This is a genomic window from Novosphingobium sp. FW305-C-30-35, assembly GCF_058783135.1.
Window position 1 is genome coordinate 2,420,553 of the sequence record NZ_JBYSYJ010000001.1, and the last position, 18,264, is coordinate 2,438,816.

The following is an 18,264-nucleotide window of genomic DNA, read 5'->3' on the forward strand; positions in this document are numbered from 1 at the left end:
GCGTAATCGATTTCTTACGCCTTGCGGAGAATAATGCAATCGATTACGCACATTCGTAGCAAGCGATCGGACCGCTCCAGCTAAGAGAGGGTAAAGCGATGTCGGTGTTGAAGCGAATTGTGGCGTCATTGGTCGCACTTGCACTGCTGCTCGGCCCCGTCGCCAAAGCCTTTGCGCAGGCCAGCATGCCCTCCGGAATCCAAGTGGATGACGATGGTACGGTCCATGCGCCCGCCATGGCGGTGCCGGTCTCTTCGATGCTGAGCGCTGAGGCCAAGGCCTATCTGACCGACCACCTCAAGGCCATGCAGGATCCGGAGCAGCTAAAGCAGGTGGCTGGCGTGCCCGTGTTCATGCAGGGATACTTGGCGAAGGCGAAGGCAACTTTCGCTCCGACCATGGTCGAGCGCCAGATCGGCGGCGTGCACGTTCTGGATTACAGCCCTCGAGAGGGCGTTTTACGCAAAAATCGCAAGCGCGTGTTGATCAATCTTCACGGTGGCGGCTTCATGGGTTGTTTCCCGGGGTGCGCAGAGCTGGAATCCATCCCTGTCACCGCAATCGGCAAAGTCCGTGTCGTATCGGTCGACTACCGCCAAGGACCTGCTCATGTCTTTCCCGCTGCCAGTGAGGACGTGGCTGCCGTATATCGCGAACTGCTCAAAACCTATCCGGCGCGCAATATCGGCATTTATGGGTGCTCTGCGGGCGGAATGCTAACCGGTATGGCTACGGCATGGTTTCAGAAGCACGGCCTGCCACGTCCGGGTGCGATCGGAGTATTCTGTGCTGGGCTAACCACTTCCGCCTTCGGCTTCGGTGGGGATGCGGACTATATGACCGCTGCCATCGGCGACGCGCGTGCTGCCCCGGACTGGCCGGCCGACGCGCAATTGCCTTGGACCGCGCTGCCTTATTTCAAGGGGGCAGATCCGAAAGATCCCACCGTTTCGCCAGGGTCCTCAGATGAAACGCTGCGTCAGTTTCCACCAACGCTGATCATTTCCGGAACAAGGGGCTTTGAGCTAAGCTCTGCCGTGAAGACACATTCTCGCCTGGTTGCGCTTGGCGTCAAAGCCGATCTCCACGTTTGGGAGGGGCTTTTTCACGGGTTCTTCTACAATTCCGATATTCCCGAATCGCTTGAAGCGTACGACGTGATGCTCCGTTTTTTTGATGGCCACCTCGGTCGCTGATCTGCGCACCTGAAGGAGTCATCTTTGGCTGGGAGATCCTGCGATTTGGGCCTCCAAACAGCGTTCACCTGGTGGCTTGATAACCTGGGTGGCTGCCACCGATGGTCGGAGCGGGCGCCAGTTGTTGATGACAGATTTCCGGGAAAGTGAGAGACGTACCGGTGAAACCGGCACCATCACGGACGCTGCATCACTTGTGCCATTGGCAGGTCCTTTGGCGAACCCGCAAATCGATCCACCCATTCATGGAAATGCTCGACACCGCCCTCATTCCGGCCAAAGCGAACCTCGCGGAGCAGGCCCGATGAGAGTACTGACTGCTGCTCGCGTGACATTGGCAGGTCCTCGGTTCCGACGACCTTACCGAGGAAGTCCGACATCGCCGTTGCATCTGCAAAGTGTTCTTCATCCGGCGGGTTCTCGTGCAAGAATATCTGCACGGTTACGGATTCTCCTACCGTCTGGCCAGGCCAGACCTGGGACAGGATCACGCCGCGTCCGCCCTTGTAAAAGCAGTTGATCGAGACGTTCGGGAAGACGATCCATTCGCCGAACAGAAGGGAGGCGAGCGGCCATTCGCTCTCTGGCATGTCGGCGAGGCCGGCGATGTCATCCTGTTCGAGTACATGGTCCGCTTTGGTCAGCAAACCGAGGCGCTGATGCGGGCCATGGTAAAAGTATTCGGCGAGATTGCTCATGCCAGAACCAAAGGTCTCGCGGTGCAATACGGGCAGATGGTAGAACTCGAGGTGGGCATCGAACGCGAGCTTCCAGTTCGCGCCGGGTAGGCTGCGGCTCTTGAAATGATGCCACGTGTCGAACCCGAACTGTGCAAGCAACTGGTCGAACCCGTTGAGGAAGGCGTCAAAATCGGGTTCGGCGGCGGGGTCGATGATGGCCCAGACAAGTCCCGCCCGCTCGGTAGTGGGGAAGGAAACGAGACGGGCGGCATCGCTGTCGATCTCGCCGAAAGACTCCCGCGCCGCAATGCCCAGCAGCGATCCATCGAGCCGGAAGCTCCATGCATGGTAGGGACAGGTCAGCCGAGCTGCGTTCCCGCATTCGCGCATAAGGCGCGCCCCACGGTGGGTACAGGCATTAAGGAACGTGCGCACCACGCCGTCCTTCCCGCGCACGATCAGCAACGGCACGCCAACCACGTCCATCACCTTGCAATCGCCCGGATTGCGCAGCTCACACGACGCTGCCAGCAGCAATGGTACGCGTCGGAACAGGTGCTCCTTCTCACGCTTGAACCGATCCGCATCGGTGTAGATCGACGATGGCCTGCTGGTCACCTTGGGGGCACGAGTGATGCTGCCGCTGGCAAGGCGTTCGAGCATGCGCCGGGCATCTGCGACCAGGACCGATCTGACGTCCATTCCAGTTCCTCTGCGTCTTACTTTGCCGGCGCCATTGCGCTCGGGCGAGCCACGTCCAACCACGTCCCGACGAAGGACGCAGCTGGACTTTCAGTGAGTTCACGCTCTGCAAGCGGCTCGGATCTGCTCAAATCCTGATGCCGGATTTGCCAGGCGCAAGGATTCCGTTAGGATCGAGCGCCCTCTTCAACGTCTGGTCGACCTTGCGCTTGACCGGGCCGAACAGGTCGGCCGCCTGGTCCATGAAGGCTGTGTTGACGCGATAGACCGCATAGCCGCGCTTGCCGAATTCGCTGAGCAGTTTGGCGAAGCATTCATGCGCTCGGGCCATCTCGTCCGGATCCGAGCGGTTGTAGAGGACGTCGATCACATGGTGCATGTCCCGCATCCCGACGATATATTCGGCCACGTAATCAAGCCCGTATTCGCCAAGGATCTGCTTGGCGAGGCGGGTCTGTTCAACAGTTTCACTACCTTTCGCTGCAGTTACGGGGGCAAACCACATCGAGCCGCCGCCGCCGCGCCAACGATACAGGCCGAACTCCTGCAAGGTCATGTCGCCGCGCATCAACTTTGCGCGATAATCGAAGGGCTGGGTGCCGGCGGCCTGCTCTTCCGTGATGATCGTGCCCTTGCCGCTAGCTTTGATTGCGCCAGTGATGATCTGCCAGTTGACCTCGACCTGTTCCTTGGTGCCGTAAAGCGCCGCATAGACGTTCCACGCGCCGAGGCCCTCCTTTGCCTTGATCTCCTCGAGCACGCTGTCGGGCGTCACACCGTCGCCGTCGTAATACTTGCTGCGCGGCATGATCGCGGCGGCTTCCCACATGACATTTGCAAAAACCATCGCATTGGGAATGACGTTGGCGATGCGCAGGGGCCGCAGCGTCTCCACGATATCGTGGATATCCTCGTCCTTGTCGTAGCGGATGCAGAACAGTTTGTAGACCGGAGGCTTTGGCATCAGCCACATGCCCATCTTGGTGACGATACCGTAGTTGGACTGCGTGAAGATGCCGTCGAGGTAGGGGCCGTAACCCCACTTGAAGACCTGCCAGGCGCTTGTGCCCTCGACCCCGCCCATGCCGGTGCGCAGGACGTCGCCGTTGGCCAGAACAACCTCCATTCCGCACTGCATCATGAAGTGTTCGCCATAGGGCGTGTAGCCGACACCGCGGTCAACCGTATTGCCGAGAGGTCCGGCGATCGCGGAGGGAGCCGGGCAAGACAGCCACAAAGGTATGTCGTTTTCCTCGAGGTAATCCTTGAGTTGCTGGTAGGTCACCCCGGGTTCGACCAGCGCAGTGCACAGCACGGGATCCACATCGAGAATGCGGTTCATGTGCTTGAGGTCGAGCACAACCTGGCCGGCGCTTTGGGGCGCGGCCGAACCGTAGCCGAAGTTGCGCCCGGTCGAGATCGTCCAGATCGGCACCTTGAATTCGTTGCAGACCTTAAGGATCTGCTGGATCTCCGAAACTTCGCGGGCATAGAGCACTGCGGACGGACGATGCAGGTCCTCGCTCTCGGCAATCATGACCTTGGTGTAGGGCGCGATGTGGTCGGCATCGGTGATGACATTCTGTGGGCCGAGAATCGCAACGAACTTCGTTATGGCGGCGTGCATGTCGGCGGCACTGACGCCAGCGGGCAGCACGGCGGGATCTGCGGGTGCCGCTGGTTGCGCGACAGGAGCAGGCTTCTTGCTTGGCATCTATCTCTCCTTTGCTCTCAGTGCTTTGCCGCAGGCTTTGGCAGCCTCGAGGTGGAGACAAAGCGCGCGATGTCGCTGAGTGAGGCATCATCTATTGCCGAATGCGGGAATGCCGGCATCGCCAGCATGCCATTGCGCACTACGCTGACGACGTATTCCTGGGGTAGCGCGCGGCCGCGCAGTTCGGGGCCAACCCCCGTTGTGTGGCAGCGGGCGCAGGTTTGCTCCCACAGGACCTGTGGCGATGCCCATTGACCAGACTGTCCGTTGCGGGCGGGCGCTGGAGGAGCGGCATCTGCCGGAAGGGCAAGGGCGACCACGAGTGCCGCGCCGAACGTGGCACATTTGGACAGGATGCTCAGGTTCATGCGACTCCTCCTGCGGGAAGGACGACCGGACGCAGCGTTGCGCGGCGGTCAATTAAGGCGATGTCGAACAGAGCTTCATCCGCACCATCCAGGAAGAGAGCCAACTTGCGCCCTACGCTGGTGGCTAACGCGATGCGGATCTGGCCAAGACGTTGAAAGTAGTCACCAGCTAGTACCGTCGCACTCCCCTGCCTGCCGGCGGGTATGGCAGAACGCTGGGACGCGATAGCTAGGGGGCCGGACCAAGCTATGGTGGAGGCCGCTAACAGTGCTGCTGTTGCGACCCCTGCCAGTGTGCTGACGGAAATAAAGGTTCTGCGGCTTATCGCAGGCAAGGCATCGGACATGCAGTTCTCCTCTCTGTTGCCACGGGGCTGGCATCGCCGTTGAGCGCTTCTATTGCCTATCCATCGCAATGGCCGTGCCAAGTCTGCGCTCGTCATTTCGACGCGGGCGCATCATGCTGAATTCACGAGTATATCGGTTCTTCGGGACGGCTACTGTCGCCGAGACTGGGCGAAAACTTGATGGGCAAAATGTCTGATTTCGAACAGCGCTTGTGAATCATTGTTTGAAATAATACGGTTGCTGCATGTCCGACGACCTCTTCAACCAGCTACACTTCGATCATGCGCAAGGTCATATCTGGCTCGCCGGGCGGCGAATGATGATGATCCATAACCGCGCGTTCGGTCTCCTGCGGCACGAAGTCATCGAGGCTGTAGGTCTCGACAAGGCGCGCGGTGTGTTCACGCGGCAGGGGTACAACAGCGGCGCAATGGATGCCGAGATCGCAGCCAAGGTGAGGCCTGATGCCACGATTGAGCAGATGTTCGCCGTCGGGCCGGAACTGCACATGCTTGAAGGCATGGTCCGCACCGATCCGGTCAGCGTGAAGGTGGACACGGCGACGGGCACTTTCGCAGCGGAATACATCTGGCGCGGCTCGACCGAGTGTGAGGCGCACCTCGAAATGTTCGGGCGCGGAGCCTATCCCGCTGGATGGTCTCAGATCGGCTATGCCAGCGGATATGCCAGCGTTTTTCTCGGTCGCCCCATCCTGTTCCGCGAGGTTGAATGCGTAGCCATGGGGCACGGGTGCTGCCGCATTGTCGGCCGTCCTGCTGATGAGTGGCAGGACGGGGACGACGATGTGCGCTACATGCGGGGGGCGCAATTGGGCGAGGTCTCGCCAGCACACTTGCCGCGCGGCAAACCGATCCTCGGGAGGCAGATCGTTGGCGCCTCCGCGGGATTCAACGTTGCCTTCGACCTGCTGGGCCATGTGGCCGATACCGATGCCGTCGTGCTGTTCTCTGGCGAAAGCGGGGTGGGCAAGGAAATCTTTGCACGTAATCTTCACGCGATGGGACGGCGTGCGGCAGGCCCGTTCATTGCCGTAAACTGCGCAGCTATTCCCGAAAATCTTCTCGAGGCCGAACTGTTCGGGGTTGAGAGGGGTGCATTTACAGGTGCAAACGTATCTAGGCCGGGACGCTTCGAACGGGCTAGTGGCGGCACACTCTTTCTCGACGAGATCGGGACTCTATCGCTCGCAGCCCAAGGCAAGCTGTTGCGAGCCATTCAAGAAGGCGAATTCGAACGCGTTGGGGGCACGAAGCTGCAAGAGTCCGACGTGCGTCTGGTCGCCGCGACCAACTCTGATCTGAGAGCCGCGGTGGAGGCAGGGACCTTTCGCGCGGATCTGTTCTATCGCCTTAACGTGTTTCCGATTAGGATTCCGCCACTGCGGGAGCGGCGCGCGGACCTGCCCCTGCTGATGGAACACTTCCTCGCGCTCTATGCTGAGCGGCATGGACGACGGGTAACTGGCTTCGAGGAGTCGGCGATTGCAGCCATGCTCGGCTATGATTGGCCCGGCAACATTCGCGAGTTGGAGAACGTGATCGAGCGAGGGGTGATCATGGCACGCGACGGCGAGCCCCTGCGCCAGCATCATCTGTTCAGCGGCGGAGAAATCCTTGGTCCACCTGTGTGGAGGCCTCAGGGCGGAAGTTCGCAGGCCCCTGGCTCTGACCCAGGAGCGGCTGCTGCGCTCGTCGATGCCGGGCTTGATCTTGCGACTGTCGAAAAGCAGATGATCGAAAGGGCCTTGGCCAACGCTTCAGGCAACAGGACGCGCGCGGCAAGGCAACTAGGCATTACAAGGTCGCAACTCATATACAGGCTATCTGCGGGTCGTGCGCAGGATGAAAAGAATTCGAACTGAGCGAATGTTGACTACGACATTTCTTCCAATATTGCGCCAGTGGTTTACGGACGGACCGAACAGGCTTTCACTGGGCCGATTGAGCTCCATTTTGTGTTCAGGACAAAAGAAATTTCTCTCTTAGTCCTTGGATTTCTTCTTCCGATAATCCAAGGCCATCACGCGCATATTTGTCAAATGATCCATAGGTTCTGTCGACTTCGAAGAATGCTGCCTCGATGTATTTGGCTTTCACTGTCAGTACAGGCTCGAGGTATGCGGGCGGTATATTGCTTTGTGAAGCTGCGACGGTTGACAGGGTTGATGCATTCTTCGCTGCAAGCCGTTCGTTGCTGAGAAGGTAATCCTGCAAAACAGTTTCGCGTGTTGCGCCTAGCAATGTCAGGATGATGGCAGTCGCCCACCCTGTGCGGTCCTTCCCGGCGGTGCAGTGAAAGATCACAGGCCTTTTCGATGATAGGATGAGCCGTATCAGGCCGGCGTAGGACTGCCGCGCGCTGGGGAGGGTAACGAACTCACGGTTTGCTGCCACAAGGAGCGCCTCTCCTTGTCCTTGCGCGATTTGCGTCATGGCAAGGCGCATGTCTCCGCCCAGTGATTCCGTGCTGTCGGCCGCGACGTCGAGGACAACGTAGTCGACGCCCGGCGGCACTCGATCCGGTTCCCTTTGCCTCTCGGTCGCAGTCCTGAGGTCAACCACCGCAGCGGGATGCAAGGCGTCAAGTGCTGCAAGATCGGCATCACCAAGGAGATTGATCTGATCCGAACGATAGGCAATGCCTGTCCTGACTTTACCGCCGTTCTCCGTTTCGTAGCCTCCTATGTCGCGAAAGTTGGGCGCGCCGGCCAGTCGCAGCGAGGGGGCCGCCTGCTTGGCATGGGCCTGCAATGCCGGCGGCATTGGCGCGGGCGAACAACCAGTAATCAAGAGCCCGAGGGCGAATGCATTTGCCAGTCGCATTGTCATCTCCCTCTCCCTCATCCGCGTTGGGACGAGATATTGCCACCATCCACGACGAGTTCTGTCGCCGTGATGTAACTAGCCTCGGACGAAAGCAGAAAGCGTATGGCTCTTGCAACCTCTTCGGGCTGGCCAAGCCTCTCAAGCAGGACGCGCTTTTCGAAAAACCCTTGAGGCAGCGCGTCGATGACCGGCTTCGTCATTGGTGTCACGATCTGGCCCGGCGAAACCGCGTTGATGCGGATACCGTCGCGCGCGAGACGATCAGCCAGCGACCGTACCAGCGAAAGCATTCCTCCCTTTGCGGCTGTGTAGACCGGGTTGACCGCGTTTCCCAAGGTTGCATTGATCGAGCTGACGGCGACCACTGCCGAACCGGCCTGTCCAGCCATGTCCTCGCGCAGCTCCTTCACCAGAAACGCTAGGGCTCGAAGGTGAATCGCGATACCGCTATCCCAGCTTTGCGGGGTAAGTCCATCGATCGAATCCGTGTCGACGGTTCCTGCGGAATGGACCAGAGCTCCGATTGGTCCGAGTGCCTCGCGTGTGGCCGTGAGAGCAGGACCGAACGCTGCGAGCTCACGCAGGTCGACGGCAAAACCCAGAGTCCTCACTCCGAATACCAAAGCAATTCGTTCGGCTGCGCGGATTGCGGCGTCGCCATTGATGTCCCACAGCGCCACGGGCCGTCCGACAGCAGCCAGCGCCTCGGCAGTCGCAAGACCGATCCCAGATGCGCCGCCGGTAACGATCACCGGTGTGGAAAGGTAAGCGACAGCTGGCTCAAGGTTCTTCATCAGGGTCATCCGTCAGTACTCAAAGCGAAGTTCGAGGCCGTAGCTGCGTGGATCGCCAAAGAAGGCTGCGGGAAGTCCAGCGGAAAAATGGGCGACATAGTACTTGGTGTCAGTGAGATTGCGCCCGAAGGCAGCCAGCTGCCACTTGCCCACCCCGATCGGAATGTCACTGAGGGCAACCCTCGCGCTAAGCAGGCCGTAATCCCCGATGATGTAGCGAGAGTCGGTGGTCGAGGAAAACTTGTCGCTCTGCATGTAGTAGTCGACGCTGGCGCTTGGTACGCCAAGGGGTGTTGATGAAAGCACCCACTCCGCGCCCACTGTGAGGGTGTGGCGCGGGGCCTCCACGAAATTGAAGCGGCCTGCGATATTGGCGCCGGTGATCTGATCCCTGACCTCGCGATAACCTGCATCGAGATATGCATAGTTGGCACTTAAGGTGAATGCGCTCGCGGGTTTCGCCGTAAGGTCCAGCTCCAATCCCTGGATGCGCGCCCGCCCGGCATTGAAGATGTCGGTCACAGCCGGATTGGCCGGGTCCGATTGGATGTTGACCTGGATATCGCGGTAGTTTGCACGGAACAGCGCGATGTTGGCGCGCAGGCGATTGTCGAGCCAGCTCGACTTCACGCCGAACTCGAAGCTGTCCAACCTTTCCGGTCCATATCCCACCGCAAAACGGCTGATCGTGCTCGCGCGCAAGTTGTACCCGCCGGATTTGTATCCGCGAGACCACTTGGCATAAAGATTGAGATCCGTGTTGGCCTGGTAGCCGAGGATGACGCTTGGACTGTAGTCGCTGAAAGTGTTGCTACCCCGGCCTTGAGGACGAGTAACGATAGTGCCGTTCAGTGCTACGCTGCGCTGGTCCAAGGTTGCTTCGCGTTCGTCCTGCGACCAACGCAGCCCTCCCGTAAGATAGAGCCCCTCGATAGCGGCTGGACGCCAGGTCGCCTGGCCGTAGAGCGCCCAGGCGCGGTTGTGAACTGTCGCGGTGCGCAGGGAAGTCGGACGACCGGTCGGCACAGTGCTGTCAAAGCTAAATGCCTTCTCGTCGAAGAAGTATGCGCCAAGCGTGTATTCGAGCTGGCTGTCTAGCGCTGATCCCACCGCCTGCAGTTCCTCGCTCCACTGCCGCTGTTTTTGGTCGAATGCGGTGACGAAGACCGGGAAAGGGCCCAGTGCTCCGGTCAGGTAATTCTGGTTGGTGGAGTTGGCGAGCTTGCGATAACCAGTGATGGACTTCAACGTCAGCGCTTCCGACACCGCCCAGCTTGCCGTGAGGCCATGGCCCTGTGCGGACACGTCGTTTGCCAGCAATCCCCGGACTGCGGATGACCCATAGGTTGGTCTGGTCGCAAGCGCGGGATGAAAGGGTGCCAGGACCATGTAGGCCGGCGTATCGGCGATGTCCGACCGGTCGTAGGCATAGCGCAGCTCGATGTCTGGGCTCGGTTGCCACAGCGCCGTTGCGCGATAGGCCTGGCGCATCTGATCGCCGAAGCGGGAGACTCCCGTGCCGAGGTTCCGCACGAACCCGTCCTTCTCGCTGTACAGGTAGGCAAGCTCAACTGCGATGCTGTCGCCCAGTGGCACATTAACACTCGTGCGCGAACGGAACTGGTCATAGTTCCCGAGCGCAAGCGTCTGGCGCGCATGGAACTCGCCGAGTGCCGGCTTGCGGGTGATGTAGTTGATTGCCCCACCTGTAGCATTGCGCCCGTAAAGTGAGCCCTGCGGCCCGCGCAGCACTTCTATACGCTCGACCTCGGCGATTTCCGCCGCGAGCCCCTGTCCGCGCGCAACATAGATTCCGTCGAGATAAACCGCGACGCTGGGGTCAACCGTGATCTGGTCATCGTTGTTACCCACACCTCTCACGAACACGCGGGCCGTCGTGGCGCTGTTGGGATGGGGCGTGACTTGAAGCGCTGGCACCTGCGAACGTAGATCGGTCAGATCCAGGATACCCTTTCGCTCAAGATCGGCCGACGTGAGCGCAACGATCGACAAAGGCGTCTTTTGCAAGGACTCGGCGCGCTTCTGCGCAGTCACCACTATTTCGGCGATGCCGCCATCTGTGGCGGATCCACTCGCTTGTCCGGCCGCGTCTTGCGCGAGTGACGGCGACGACCCGAGCGTCATCGACAATGCGACGGCACTCGCCAAGTTTTCCAATCCCTTCATGATTCTCTCCCGCACTTCCACGGCCATGCCCGCGGTTATCTACATCACGGTAGATTTTCTACCTACCCGACGGTAGAATAGCAAGGTGCTTTATGCGATGGAGCACTGCGTGGCTTGGGCTTGGCTATGAGAGCGACTATGACAGCTCTCAGGTCGGGCGGTTTGGCCGGCCATTCAATTGAGGGGATACGATTGTCCAACGCCTCCAGACCCGTTGCCCGGCAGGCACGCGGAGACGCAACGCGCAGTGCGATACTGAGCGCTGCCGAGCAGGTGTTTGCGGAGGTTGGATATGCGGCCGCCCGCCTAGAAGATGTCGCGCAAGTCGTCGGCATTCGTCGGCCATCAATCGTCTACTACTTCCCTGGCAAGCAGCAGCTCTATGATGAGGTCGAGGCGGACATCTTCACTGCCATGCACCAATTCGTGACCGAGCGGATGCAGGGTGCGAACACGCCGCTGGATCGCTTGCTTGGGCTGTTCGACGCCTGGCTCGACTTCCTTGTCCACCGCCCGACGGCAGCGCGTATCATCCAACGCGTGGTGGCCGATCCAACGCCACGAGGCGAGGATCCGGTGCAGTTCTCCGACACCGCCCTGCGAGACTTGGAAGGGATCCTCGCATCAGGCGTGGCGGAAGGCAGTTTTCGTGAAGTCCCGGCGGTGCACATCCTAAACAGCGTTGCGGCTGGGGCGCTGTTCTATGTTTGCAATGCCAATCAGTTGGGCACCGGGAGACGCTACGACCCAGCGGACCCTGCAACTCTGGCTTCATTCCGCGCGGTTGTTCACCAGCAAGCCGTTGCGGTCGTCCTCAAGTAGCGGTCGAAACGGACTTGGGATTTCATTGAGCAAGAGATTGTTGCGCAAATCCATGTAATGGAAGCCTTTGGCTGCCCACGAGGGGCGCAAGGCCTCGATCGCCCGCGTGCACGGCACAACCTGACAGCGGTGCCGCACCCACATCACGAAGAACGCGTTGGCTTACGTGCCCAAGGGCCAAAATACTGTCGTTGCTGCCATACCTCAGGTCTTCCTCCAGCCCCATCAAAGCTGCGCTGCAGAAAGAATGCAGCGCTTCCGAAGTGGATCGCTATCGGCAATGCGGATCTGCCGTCAAAAAAGTGGACGGCGCAGCGCGGGGAAAGAGCTGGGACGAGGGTGCACGGGAAAGTTCTCCCCTGAATGGCAACACTTCATGGAAACCCCATGTTTCCAGCGCTTGCCGCACACCAATTTCAAATATTTAGGCACTGCTGGCTGGGGCGGCAGGATTCGAAGCTAGATGTCTCCGAGAGTCCAGAAACACTGTCGATCTAGATAAAATGGGGATGTTGCTACTACAAAGTGCTACAGGAAGTGCTACAGGAACAGCATGATTGACCGCTACATCACTCGCCGATCTCGTTCACGCTTCTGGCAGCTTCGTGTTCCGCTGCCGATTGACATTCAGATTGCGACTCACCGCAAAGAGTTCACCAGATCCCTTGGCACCGAGGATCGAAAGGATGCGAATGAACGGGCGATAGCAATCCTTGCAGAACTTCATGAGGAATGGCGGCGATTGCGAGACACACCTGCGACGAGCAATTCTTGCCGTGTGCCAACTGATTTCGAGCTAAAGAAGATCCTCTCTAGCGTTTACCACGAGGCATATAGCAGTCTCAAACAAACGCGCAGTCAGCATTATCTCAATGACCCTGCGGGCTTCCGCGATTATCTGGAGAAACGTGAAGCCTCGCTTGTCTCAATGGCGATGGCCGTGTCTTCCGGGGAAATTGGCAAGTGGGAGGGGCCGGCCGAGAAGGCGCTGGTGAATGCCGGCTACCAAGTGGATCGATCAAGCTCTTGGTTCAAAGGGTTTGTGAGCGACTTTGCTCAAGTTACCATTGACGTGGTGCACACCTGCACGCGCCGAAATCGAGGTGATCTTGGTGCTGAACCGACCAGTCCGGTCGTGAAGGATGCTCTCGCAGTGTCGCTTAACCCGATCGATAACACCGCCGAACTCTCGTTTCTCGATCTTTCCAAGCTGTATTTGGTCCATTGGAAAACTGACCAAGCGGCAGGCAGGGTGACCAATACCGAGCAGCAAAAGCAGGCAACATTCGGTTTGTTCGCCGGCTTTTGGGGCAACAAGCCGATACGTCTCGTGAAAAAATCTGACGCGGCAGCCTTTCATGATGCGATCAAGCGCATGGATCCGAACTGGGCTCGCAACTCAAAGGCTCGGTCGTTGGATTGGGCCGCTCTGCAAAAGCAATTCGGAAATCGCGATGTTGGTTTAGCCGCGCAAACCATGAACAGGCATATGCGATCCCTCCAAAGTCTTTGGAGTTGGGCAAAGGATCGAGCGCATTGCTCTGGTGATAACCCTTTTGTTGGATTTTCGAAAAAGCTGAGGAAGGGAGTTGTGGCGTCCTATTTGCCTTGGGAATCAAGCGAGCTTAAGACCCTATTCCAACAACCTCCGAAGCGGCAAGATCTGCTGGAGGTAATGGTCGTCGCGCTTTACACTGGCATGCGTCTAGACGAAATTTGTTCCCTAACTTGGGGAGACATCCGCACCGATCCCGATCATAAGGGTCTGCACTACTTCAATGTTGGCAAGGCTAAAACGCCAGCAGGGGTTCGCCAGGTGCCGATTCATACTGCTCTGTCTTGGATAACCGTGCGCGCTCAAACAGCATCGCATGAGCGGATCTGGCCCAATTTCAATGATGAAGGCCCGGGTAAAAAGCCTGGAGCTGATGCTGGAAGAGCCTTCTCAGATTACAAGCTCAAGCTTGGCTTCTCCAGCAGGCGGAAGGTATTCCACTCTTTTCGAAAGAACGTCACGCAGATCATGGAACGCGCTGGCGTTCGCGAGAGCGATTGGGCGCAAGTGATTGGGCATGAGAAAGGGTTCACTTATGGAACCTATAGTCCGCATGGAATTACGATGCGGCAGAAGGCGGACATCATCGCGAAGATCAACTATGGAGATCTCTGCATCCCGGTTATCCGGCCGTAGGTGATGTTCGCTTCCGAATGCCGACCTTAACGCAATCCTGAAACAAAGTGAGGTCATCTCCTCAGAGGCTTGCTAGAGCCTGTAGCGTCAGGCTCTCGGAGATTCGGCTTTCCCCCACGAGGACGTAGTGCCAGGGCTTGCCATCGCCCTCGTTGGCGAAGGTGTTGGCATGCTCCACCCAAGTGTGCGCAGCTCGCGCCTTCTCCTTCACCGCGGCATCGTCCAGCATGTTCTCTGCCTTGATCTCGACGATGAGCTTCATGGTGTCGCACTCCACCACGAAGTCCGGTTCGTAACGGCGGCCCCCTTGGTATTCGATGTCGAACTGGCCGGGAGCGGGCCTGAGCCAGCGCACAACTGCGGGGAAGCGGTCGCTATCGATCATGGACGCGAAGCGGCGTTCGGGATCGCTGTCGAACTTGTGGATGCGATAGGGTGACTTGCGCGAGCCAGTGAAGACGAAGCTGGGGGTGGCGGACAGGGGCACGGCCTGCTCGCCAAGCGGTAGCACGCGCGCCGGGTCGTAGCCGACCTGCTGGGGCTTGAGCACCTTGAACGAACGAACACGGCGTGCGCGGTAATCCACCGGGGTTTCGCGATAGTGCGCCTTCATCTGTTCGCGGATGAACTCCGCCAGCTTGCGGCCATGTTCGAGCGCCACGGCTTCGACGTCATCCTCCTTTTCGAGGTAGGAGCGCAAGTGCGTGATGATCTGGCCCGAGAGCTTGTAGAGCTCGTCTGCCTGGCTGTCGTAGTCGACTTCCGGGAAGACGATGAGGTGGCGGACGATATAGTCCTCCAGACGGTCCTCCGAGGGTCCCTGAGCGCTTCGGGCGAGCTCACGCTGGGTATCCGTGCGCAGGTTACGGATGAGGATCGTATCGCCGCTTGGGCGGAAGCGGATGCTGTCGAGGCCGGTGAGATTGAACGGCTCGAACCAGAAGTTCACCTCGCGACTGGGCAGCACCACGATCTCGGGGATTTCGATCGAATGTTCCGCCACGGAGACGGCGATCTCGGCAACCAGCTTTTCGACATCGGGTTGCGGCAGGATGCCGTCGAGCGTGCCCTGGGGCGCAGCGGCTGCGGTTGCTTTGCGGACGTCCTCTGCGATTGCAGCCTGAACCTCGGGTTTGCGCAAGTCACCGAGGCCGCCGGGCAGGGTGCGCTCATACTTTTCGCGGATGAGTTCGAGCGCGGTTGAGGCAACTGCGGCCTGTTCTGCTGTCGGGGGAGTCCAGCTTGGTGCGTGGCTATCCTTGAACAGGTCTGCACCCACCGGCTCAGGCATCGTGAAACGGCGTTCGAAGTCGCTGGGGACGCGAAGCACTTCGCGGGCTCCGCCGACCTCGCCATTCTCGCCGAGCTGCACCTGCTTGATCGCGACGATCGAGCCGGGCTTCCTTGCTTCTGCAATCACATCATCGAAGCGGTCATGTGCGATGACGGTTAGGGTGTCGACGATCTCGTTGCCGGTGCGCTTGCCATAGGGGAGGCGTAAGCCGCGGCCGAGGGTCTGTTCGGTCAGAATGTCTGAAGCAGAGGCACGCAGGGGCACGATCGTGTAGAGGTTGGTGACGTCCCAGCCTTCTTTCAGCTTATTGACGTGGATTACGATGTCGGTCTGTGCATCATGTTCAAGCCCGACGAGGCGGGCCATGGCCTCGTTGGATTCTTCGGCCGACTGGTTCGAGTGCACTTCCGCCACCTTGCCGCGATAGGCGCCGGAGAAGAACTCGTCGCTTTCGATGCGGGCGCGCAGCTTGGCGGCGTGGGTGGTGTCCTGCGCCACGACGAGCATGAAGGGATGGACGAGCGGAGCGCCGGTCTGGCGGGAATAGAGCTCCAGCTCCACGCGAACGGCTTCGTGGTAGGCCACGCCGTCCTTGAGCATGATGTCTTCAAGCTGGTCGGCGTCGTATGCCTTGCGGTTGAAGTTCGCGCGGGTGGCGACGGCCGGTTCTTTGACGAAGCCATCGGCCATGGCCTGCCCCAGGCCATAGCGGTAGATCACGTTCCTGAACTCGCGGGATGCTGAGCCGACGGTCTTGGGCGTGGCGGTGAGCTCGATGCCGAGGCGAGGCTTGAGTTCGTAGACCGCGTTTGCTGCCGCCTTGGCACGATAACGGTGGGCTTCGTCCATCAGCATGACGAGATCGGGCAGGCTGGCGAGGTGGTCGAAGTAGCTTTCGCCCAAGGTTTCCCGGAAGGAGCGGATGCGGCCCTTCTCCTTGTTGATCTTGTCGACGTTGAAGATGTTGATCACCGCATCGGCAAAGCCGAGGCCGCTGCGGGCGTTTTCCCAGTTCTCGCCGGTCACGATGGTCGGCGGGTTCTGGGCGAATTCGCCGATGCCCTTGAACACATACTTGGCGGACGAGGGCCGCGAGAAGTCTGCGATCAGCTTTTCGTAGATCGTGGTGTTCGGGGCGAGAACGAAGAAGTTGCGGCTGCGGCCGGTGAGGAAGAGGTAGGAGATGAACGCGCCCATCAGCCGGGTCTTGCCGACGCCGGTGGCTAGGGCGAAGCAGAGCGAGGGGAATTCGCGCTCGAAGCTTTCGACCGAGGGATAGCTGGCGCGGATATCCGCCAGCAGGGCCTGAAGATCTGCCTCGTTCTTCCAGTCGATGCGGTCGGCCACGTCGGCGAGGATGGCCAGTGCCTCTTCCTGCGGGCGGCGGAGCGAGAGACGCTGGGTGACCTGGCGGCGGGTGCGCTGGTGCGGGGTGAGGGTGCCGGGGGCAAACTCAGTCATCGGCAGCCTCCTTGGCGGCGAAGAGCGGGCCGAGATCGGGTTCCTCTGGCAAGGCATCCTGCGTCGCAGGAAGGTTGGCGACGTTCAGCGAATAGTCGTCGCGTCCCCATTCGCAGCGGGTGAGTATGGCCGAGGGGATCTTCACCGCCGTAAGGTTGGGGAAGGCATCGGTGCTGCCGGCAAAGGCGCGTGCGCAGACGACAAGGGTGCGTTCCGGCCCCACCGCGTCAGACAGGCGCTTGAGTGCTTCGTGGGTCAGGCTCTGGGTAGTGACATAGAGGAAGTCGGTCTCGCTCGATTGGCCATGCCGCCACCACTCGCCTTCTTCCTGCGAAGGCGCGTAGGCAAAGCCCAGGTGCTTGCACAGGGCTTCTGCCAGCATTTCCGGGTTGTATTGCCGGTCGACCACCCAGTTGCCCCAAGCGTCCTTGGCGAGCAGCGACGGCGCCAGCGTGAAGTAGCGGAAGCCACCGCCGCCCTGCCAGTTCACTGCCTTTGAGATGCCGCCCTGATCGCTCCCGTCGATCACCTTCTTCAGGCGCGGGATGATATGCGTGTCAGCATGATCGCCAATCTCGACCATGATCCAGCGACGGCCCATCTTGTGGGCCACGGCGCCTGTTGTGCCGGAACCAGCGAAGGAGTCGAGGACGAGGTCCCCATCTTCTGTGCTGATTTGCAAAATGCGCTCGATCAGTTTCTCCGGTTTTGGGGTAGGAAATGGATCGTCAGGCAATAGCGCGATCTGCTCACGTCGGCCGTCTTGGGTGTGTCCAACCTCTTCCCAAGTCCAAACAGTTTGAGCCTTGATACCTGAGTTTTTCAGGGAAGAAATGAATCTTTTCAAAGATGGAACGCTATTCTTACCATCTTTACCCCACCATATCAAATTGTCCAATTTATGCTGTTCGTGGGTCTCAGGGCCATAACCCCAAACTCGAGATTTTTTTGGCCAAATCTTTTCTCCTGTATTTGGATTTTCTATCATATAATAAAGATTTGGGCGCTCTTCCGAACTTTTTGCGCAGGTATAGTTATCAGCTCTCCAAGGTCCTCGAGGATCATTGTCCGGATTTTTGTAGACAGAAAGCGATTTTTCATCCCTTGCTAAGTTCCGTGCGCGCCATTTCGATTTATCCTTGGCATATACCAAAAGGTGATCGTGCGAGGCGCTAAGCCATAGAGTATCATTTGCCGGTGCATACTTCTTTTGCCAAACAGCGTTTGAAACGAAGTTCGACCGCCCAAAGACTTCGTCGCACATCACTTTGAAGTAATGCGCTTCATTGTCATCAAGTGTTATCCAAAGTGAACCATTGTCTGCCAACAGCCGGTGAATGCACTCCAGCCGATCGCGCATCAGGGAAAGCCATAATGAGTGCTCTAGTCCGTCATCGTAGTGCGTGAAAGCTGAGCCAGTGTTGTAAGGTGGATCGATGAAAACGCACTTCACCTCGCCAGCGTAGTCCGCCTCCAGCGCCTTGAGCGCGAGAAGGTTGTCACCTTTGATCAGCATGTTGTCGAAGAGGTCGCCCTCAGCCCTGCTGGCCGCGTGATACGACTTGCCCGCATCCTCGATCAGGATGCGCGGTTCGAGGCGCGGACGGTTTTCCTTGCCGGGCCAGGTGAGTTCGAGCTTGGTCTTCTTGGTCATGCTGCTT

13 protein-coding genes and 1 pseudogene are annotated in these 18,264 nt (G+C 59.2%); 5 read left to right on the top strand and 9 right to left on the bottom strand.

Annotated features, from left to right (window positions below):
* Nucleotides 1-98: 98 nt before the first annotated feature.
* Nucleotides 99-1,196: an alpha/beta hydrolase fold domain-containing protein gene (locus AC3WLM_RS11980; protein WP_492477471.1), complete on the top strand. Its 1,098-nt coding sequence runs from the start codon at nt 99-101 to the stop codon at nt 1,194-1,196.
* A 176-nt stretch (nt 1,197-1,372) separates the two neighbouring features.
* Here the strand turns inward: AC3WLM_RS11980 and AC3WLM_RS11985 are convergent, their stop codons facing one another.
* From AC3WLM_RS11985 to AC3WLM_RS12000, 4 genes are all read right to left on the bottom strand, one after another.
* A complete protein-coding gene (locus AC3WLM_RS11985) occupies nt 1,373-2,578 on the bottom strand; it encodes an aromatic ring-hydroxylating oxygenase subunit alpha (RefSeq protein WP_492477472.1) in 1,206 nt (401 codons plus the stop codon).
* A gap of 127 nt (nt 2,579-2,705) precedes the next feature.
* On the bottom strand, nt 2,706-4,292 hold the full coding sequence (locus AC3WLM_RS11990; RefSeq protein WP_492477473.1) for an FAD-binding oxidoreductase: 1,587 nt from the start codon (nt 4,290-4,292) through the stop codon (nt 2,706-2,708).
* Between the two features lie 17 nt (nt 4,293-4,309).
* Nucleotides 4,310-4,660 (bottom strand): c-type cytochrome, encoded by a 351-nt coding sequence (locus tag AC3WLM_RS11995; protein ID WP_427464061.1) that lies wholly within the window; start codon nt 4,658-4,660, stop codon nt 4,310-4,312.
* Nucleotides 4,657-5,007: a hypothetical protein gene (locus AC3WLM_RS12000; RefSeq protein WP_492477474.1), complete on the bottom strand. Its 351-nt coding sequence runs from the start codon at nt 5,005-5,007 to the stop codon at nt 4,657-4,659. The genes AC3WLM_RS11995 and AC3WLM_RS12000 overlap by 4 nt, the downstream gene beginning before the upstream one ends.
* A 245-nt stretch (nt 5,008-5,252) precedes the next feature.
* On the opposite strand from AC3WLM_RS12000, the gene AC3WLM_RS12005 reads away from it, so the two are divergent.
* Nucleotides 5,253-6,890, top strand: coding sequence for a sigma 54-interacting transcriptional regulator (locus AC3WLM_RS12005; protein WP_492477475.1), 1,638 nt, complete (start codon nt 5,253-5,255; stop codon nt 6,888-6,890).
* Between the two features lie 97 nt (nt 6,891-6,987).
* On the opposite strand, the gene AC3WLM_RS12010 is transcribed toward AC3WLM_RS12005, so the two are convergent.
* The 3 genes from AC3WLM_RS12010 to AC3WLM_RS12020 are packed head-to-tail and all read right to left on the bottom strand — an operon-like array spanning nt 6,988 to nt 10,862.
* Nucleotides 6,988-7,857 carry a tyrosine-protein phosphatase gene (locus AC3WLM_RS12010; protein WP_492477476.1) on the bottom strand — a complete coding sequence of 290 codons (870 nt, stop codon included), beginning with the start codon at nt 7,855-7,857 and terminating at the stop codon, nt 6,988-6,990.
* Nucleotides 7,858-7,868: 11 nt separating this feature from the next.
* Complete coding sequence (locus tag AC3WLM_RS12015; RefSeq protein ID WP_370584344.1) at nt 7,869-8,648, bottom strand: SDR family NAD(P)-dependent oxidoreductase; 780 nt, start codon at nt 8,646-8,648, stop codon at nt 7,869-7,871.
* A 12-nt stretch (nt 8,649-8,660) separates the two neighbouring features.
* Nucleotides 8,661-10,862, bottom strand: a complete 2,202-nt coding sequence (locus AC3WLM_RS12020) for a TonB-dependent receptor (protein ID WP_492477477.1) — start codon at nt 10,860-10,862, stop codon at nt 8,661-8,663.
* A gap of 165 nt (nt 10,863-11,027) precedes the next feature.
* Between AC3WLM_RS12020 and AC3WLM_RS12025 the strand changes: the two genes are divergently transcribed.
* The 3 genes and pseudogenes from AC3WLM_RS12025 (at nt 11,028) to AC3WLM_RS12035 (ending at nt 13,848) form a co-directional block, all read left to right on the top strand.
* The gene (locus AC3WLM_RS12025; RefSeq protein WP_039332613.1) at nt 11,028-11,657 is read left to right on the top strand and encodes a TetR/AcrR family transcriptional regulator; all 630 of its coding nucleotides are present in this window, start codon (nt 11,028-11,030) and stop codon (nt 11,655-11,657) included.
* A gap of 73 nt (nt 11,658-11,730) precedes the next feature.
* Nucleotides 11,731-11,901 (top strand): annotated as a pseudogene (locus AC3WLM_RS12030) (transposase); the annotation flags it as partial.
* A 309-nt stretch (nt 11,902-12,210) separates the two neighbouring features.
* Complete coding sequence (locus AC3WLM_RS12035; RefSeq protein WP_492477478.1) at nt 12,211-13,848, top strand: DUF6538 domain-containing protein; 1,638 nt, start codon at nt 12,211-12,213, stop codon at nt 13,846-13,848.
* Between the two features lie 61 nt (nt 13,849-13,909).
* On the opposite strand, the gene AC3WLM_RS12040 is transcribed toward AC3WLM_RS12035, so the two are convergent.
* Complete coding sequence (locus tag AC3WLM_RS12040) at nt 13,910-16,603, bottom strand: DEAD/DEAH box helicase family protein (RefSeq protein WP_492477479.1); 2,694 nt, start codon at nt 16,601-16,603, stop codon at nt 13,910-13,912.
* The gene (locus AC3WLM_RS12045) at nt 16,596-18,257 is read right to left on the bottom strand and encodes a site-specific DNA-methyltransferase (RefSeq protein ID WP_118074504.1); all 1,662 of its coding nucleotides are present in this window, start codon (nt 18,255-18,257) and stop codon (nt 16,596-16,598) included. Before AC3WLM_RS12045 ends, AC3WLM_RS12040 begins: the two co-directional genes overlap by 8 nt.
* Nucleotides 18,258-18,264 lie beyond the last annotated feature (7 nt).

Bases quoted from the DNA above. Each gene is read 5' to 3' on its own strand.
- AC3WLM_RS11980 (WP_492477471.1), top strand. From the start codon at position 99: ATGTCGGTGTTGAAGCGAATTGTGGCGTCATTGGTCGCACTTGCACTG.
- AC3WLM_RS11985 (WP_492477472.1), bottom strand. From the start codon at position 2,578: ATGGACGTCAGATCGGTCCTGGTCGCAGATGCCCGGCGCATGCTCGAA.
- AC3WLM_RS11990 (WP_492477473.1), bottom strand. From the start codon at position 4,292: ATGCCAAGCAAGAAGCCTGCTCCTGTCGCGCAACCAGCGGCACCCGCA.
- AC3WLM_RS11995 (WP_427464061.1), bottom strand. From the start codon at position 4,660: ATGAACCTGAGCATCCTGTCCAAATGTGCCACGTTCGGCGCGGCACTC.
- AC3WLM_RS12000 (WP_492477474.1), bottom strand. From the start codon at position 5,007: ATGTCCGATGCCTTGCCTGCGATAAGCCGCAGAACCTTTATTTCCGTC.
- AC3WLM_RS12005 (WP_492477475.1), top strand. From the start codon at position 5,253: ATGTCCGACGACCTCTTCAACCAGCTACACTTCGATCATGCGCAAGGT.
- AC3WLM_RS12010 (WP_492477476.1), bottom strand. From the start codon at position 7,857: ATGACAATGCGACTGGCAAATGCATTCGCCCTCGGGCTCTTGATTACT.
- AC3WLM_RS12015 (WP_370584344.1), bottom strand. From the start codon at position 8,648: ATGAAGAACCTTGAGCCAGCTGTCGCTTACCTTTCCACACCGGTGATC.
- AC3WLM_RS12020 (WP_492477477.1), bottom strand. From the start codon at position 10,862: ATGGCCGTGGAAGTGCGGGAGAGAATCATGAAGGGATTGGAAAACTTG.
- AC3WLM_RS12035 (WP_492477478.1), top strand. From the start codon at position 12,211: ATGATTGACCGCTACATCACTCGCCGATCTCGTTCACGCTTCTGGCAG.
- AC3WLM_RS12040 (WP_492477479.1), bottom strand. From the start codon at position 16,603: ATGACTGAGTTTGCCCCCGGCACCCTCACCCCGCACCAGCGCACCCGC.
- AC3WLM_RS12045 (WP_118074504.1), bottom strand. From the start codon at position 18,257: ATGACCAAGAAGACCAAGCTCGAACTCACCTGGCCCGGCAAGGAAAAC.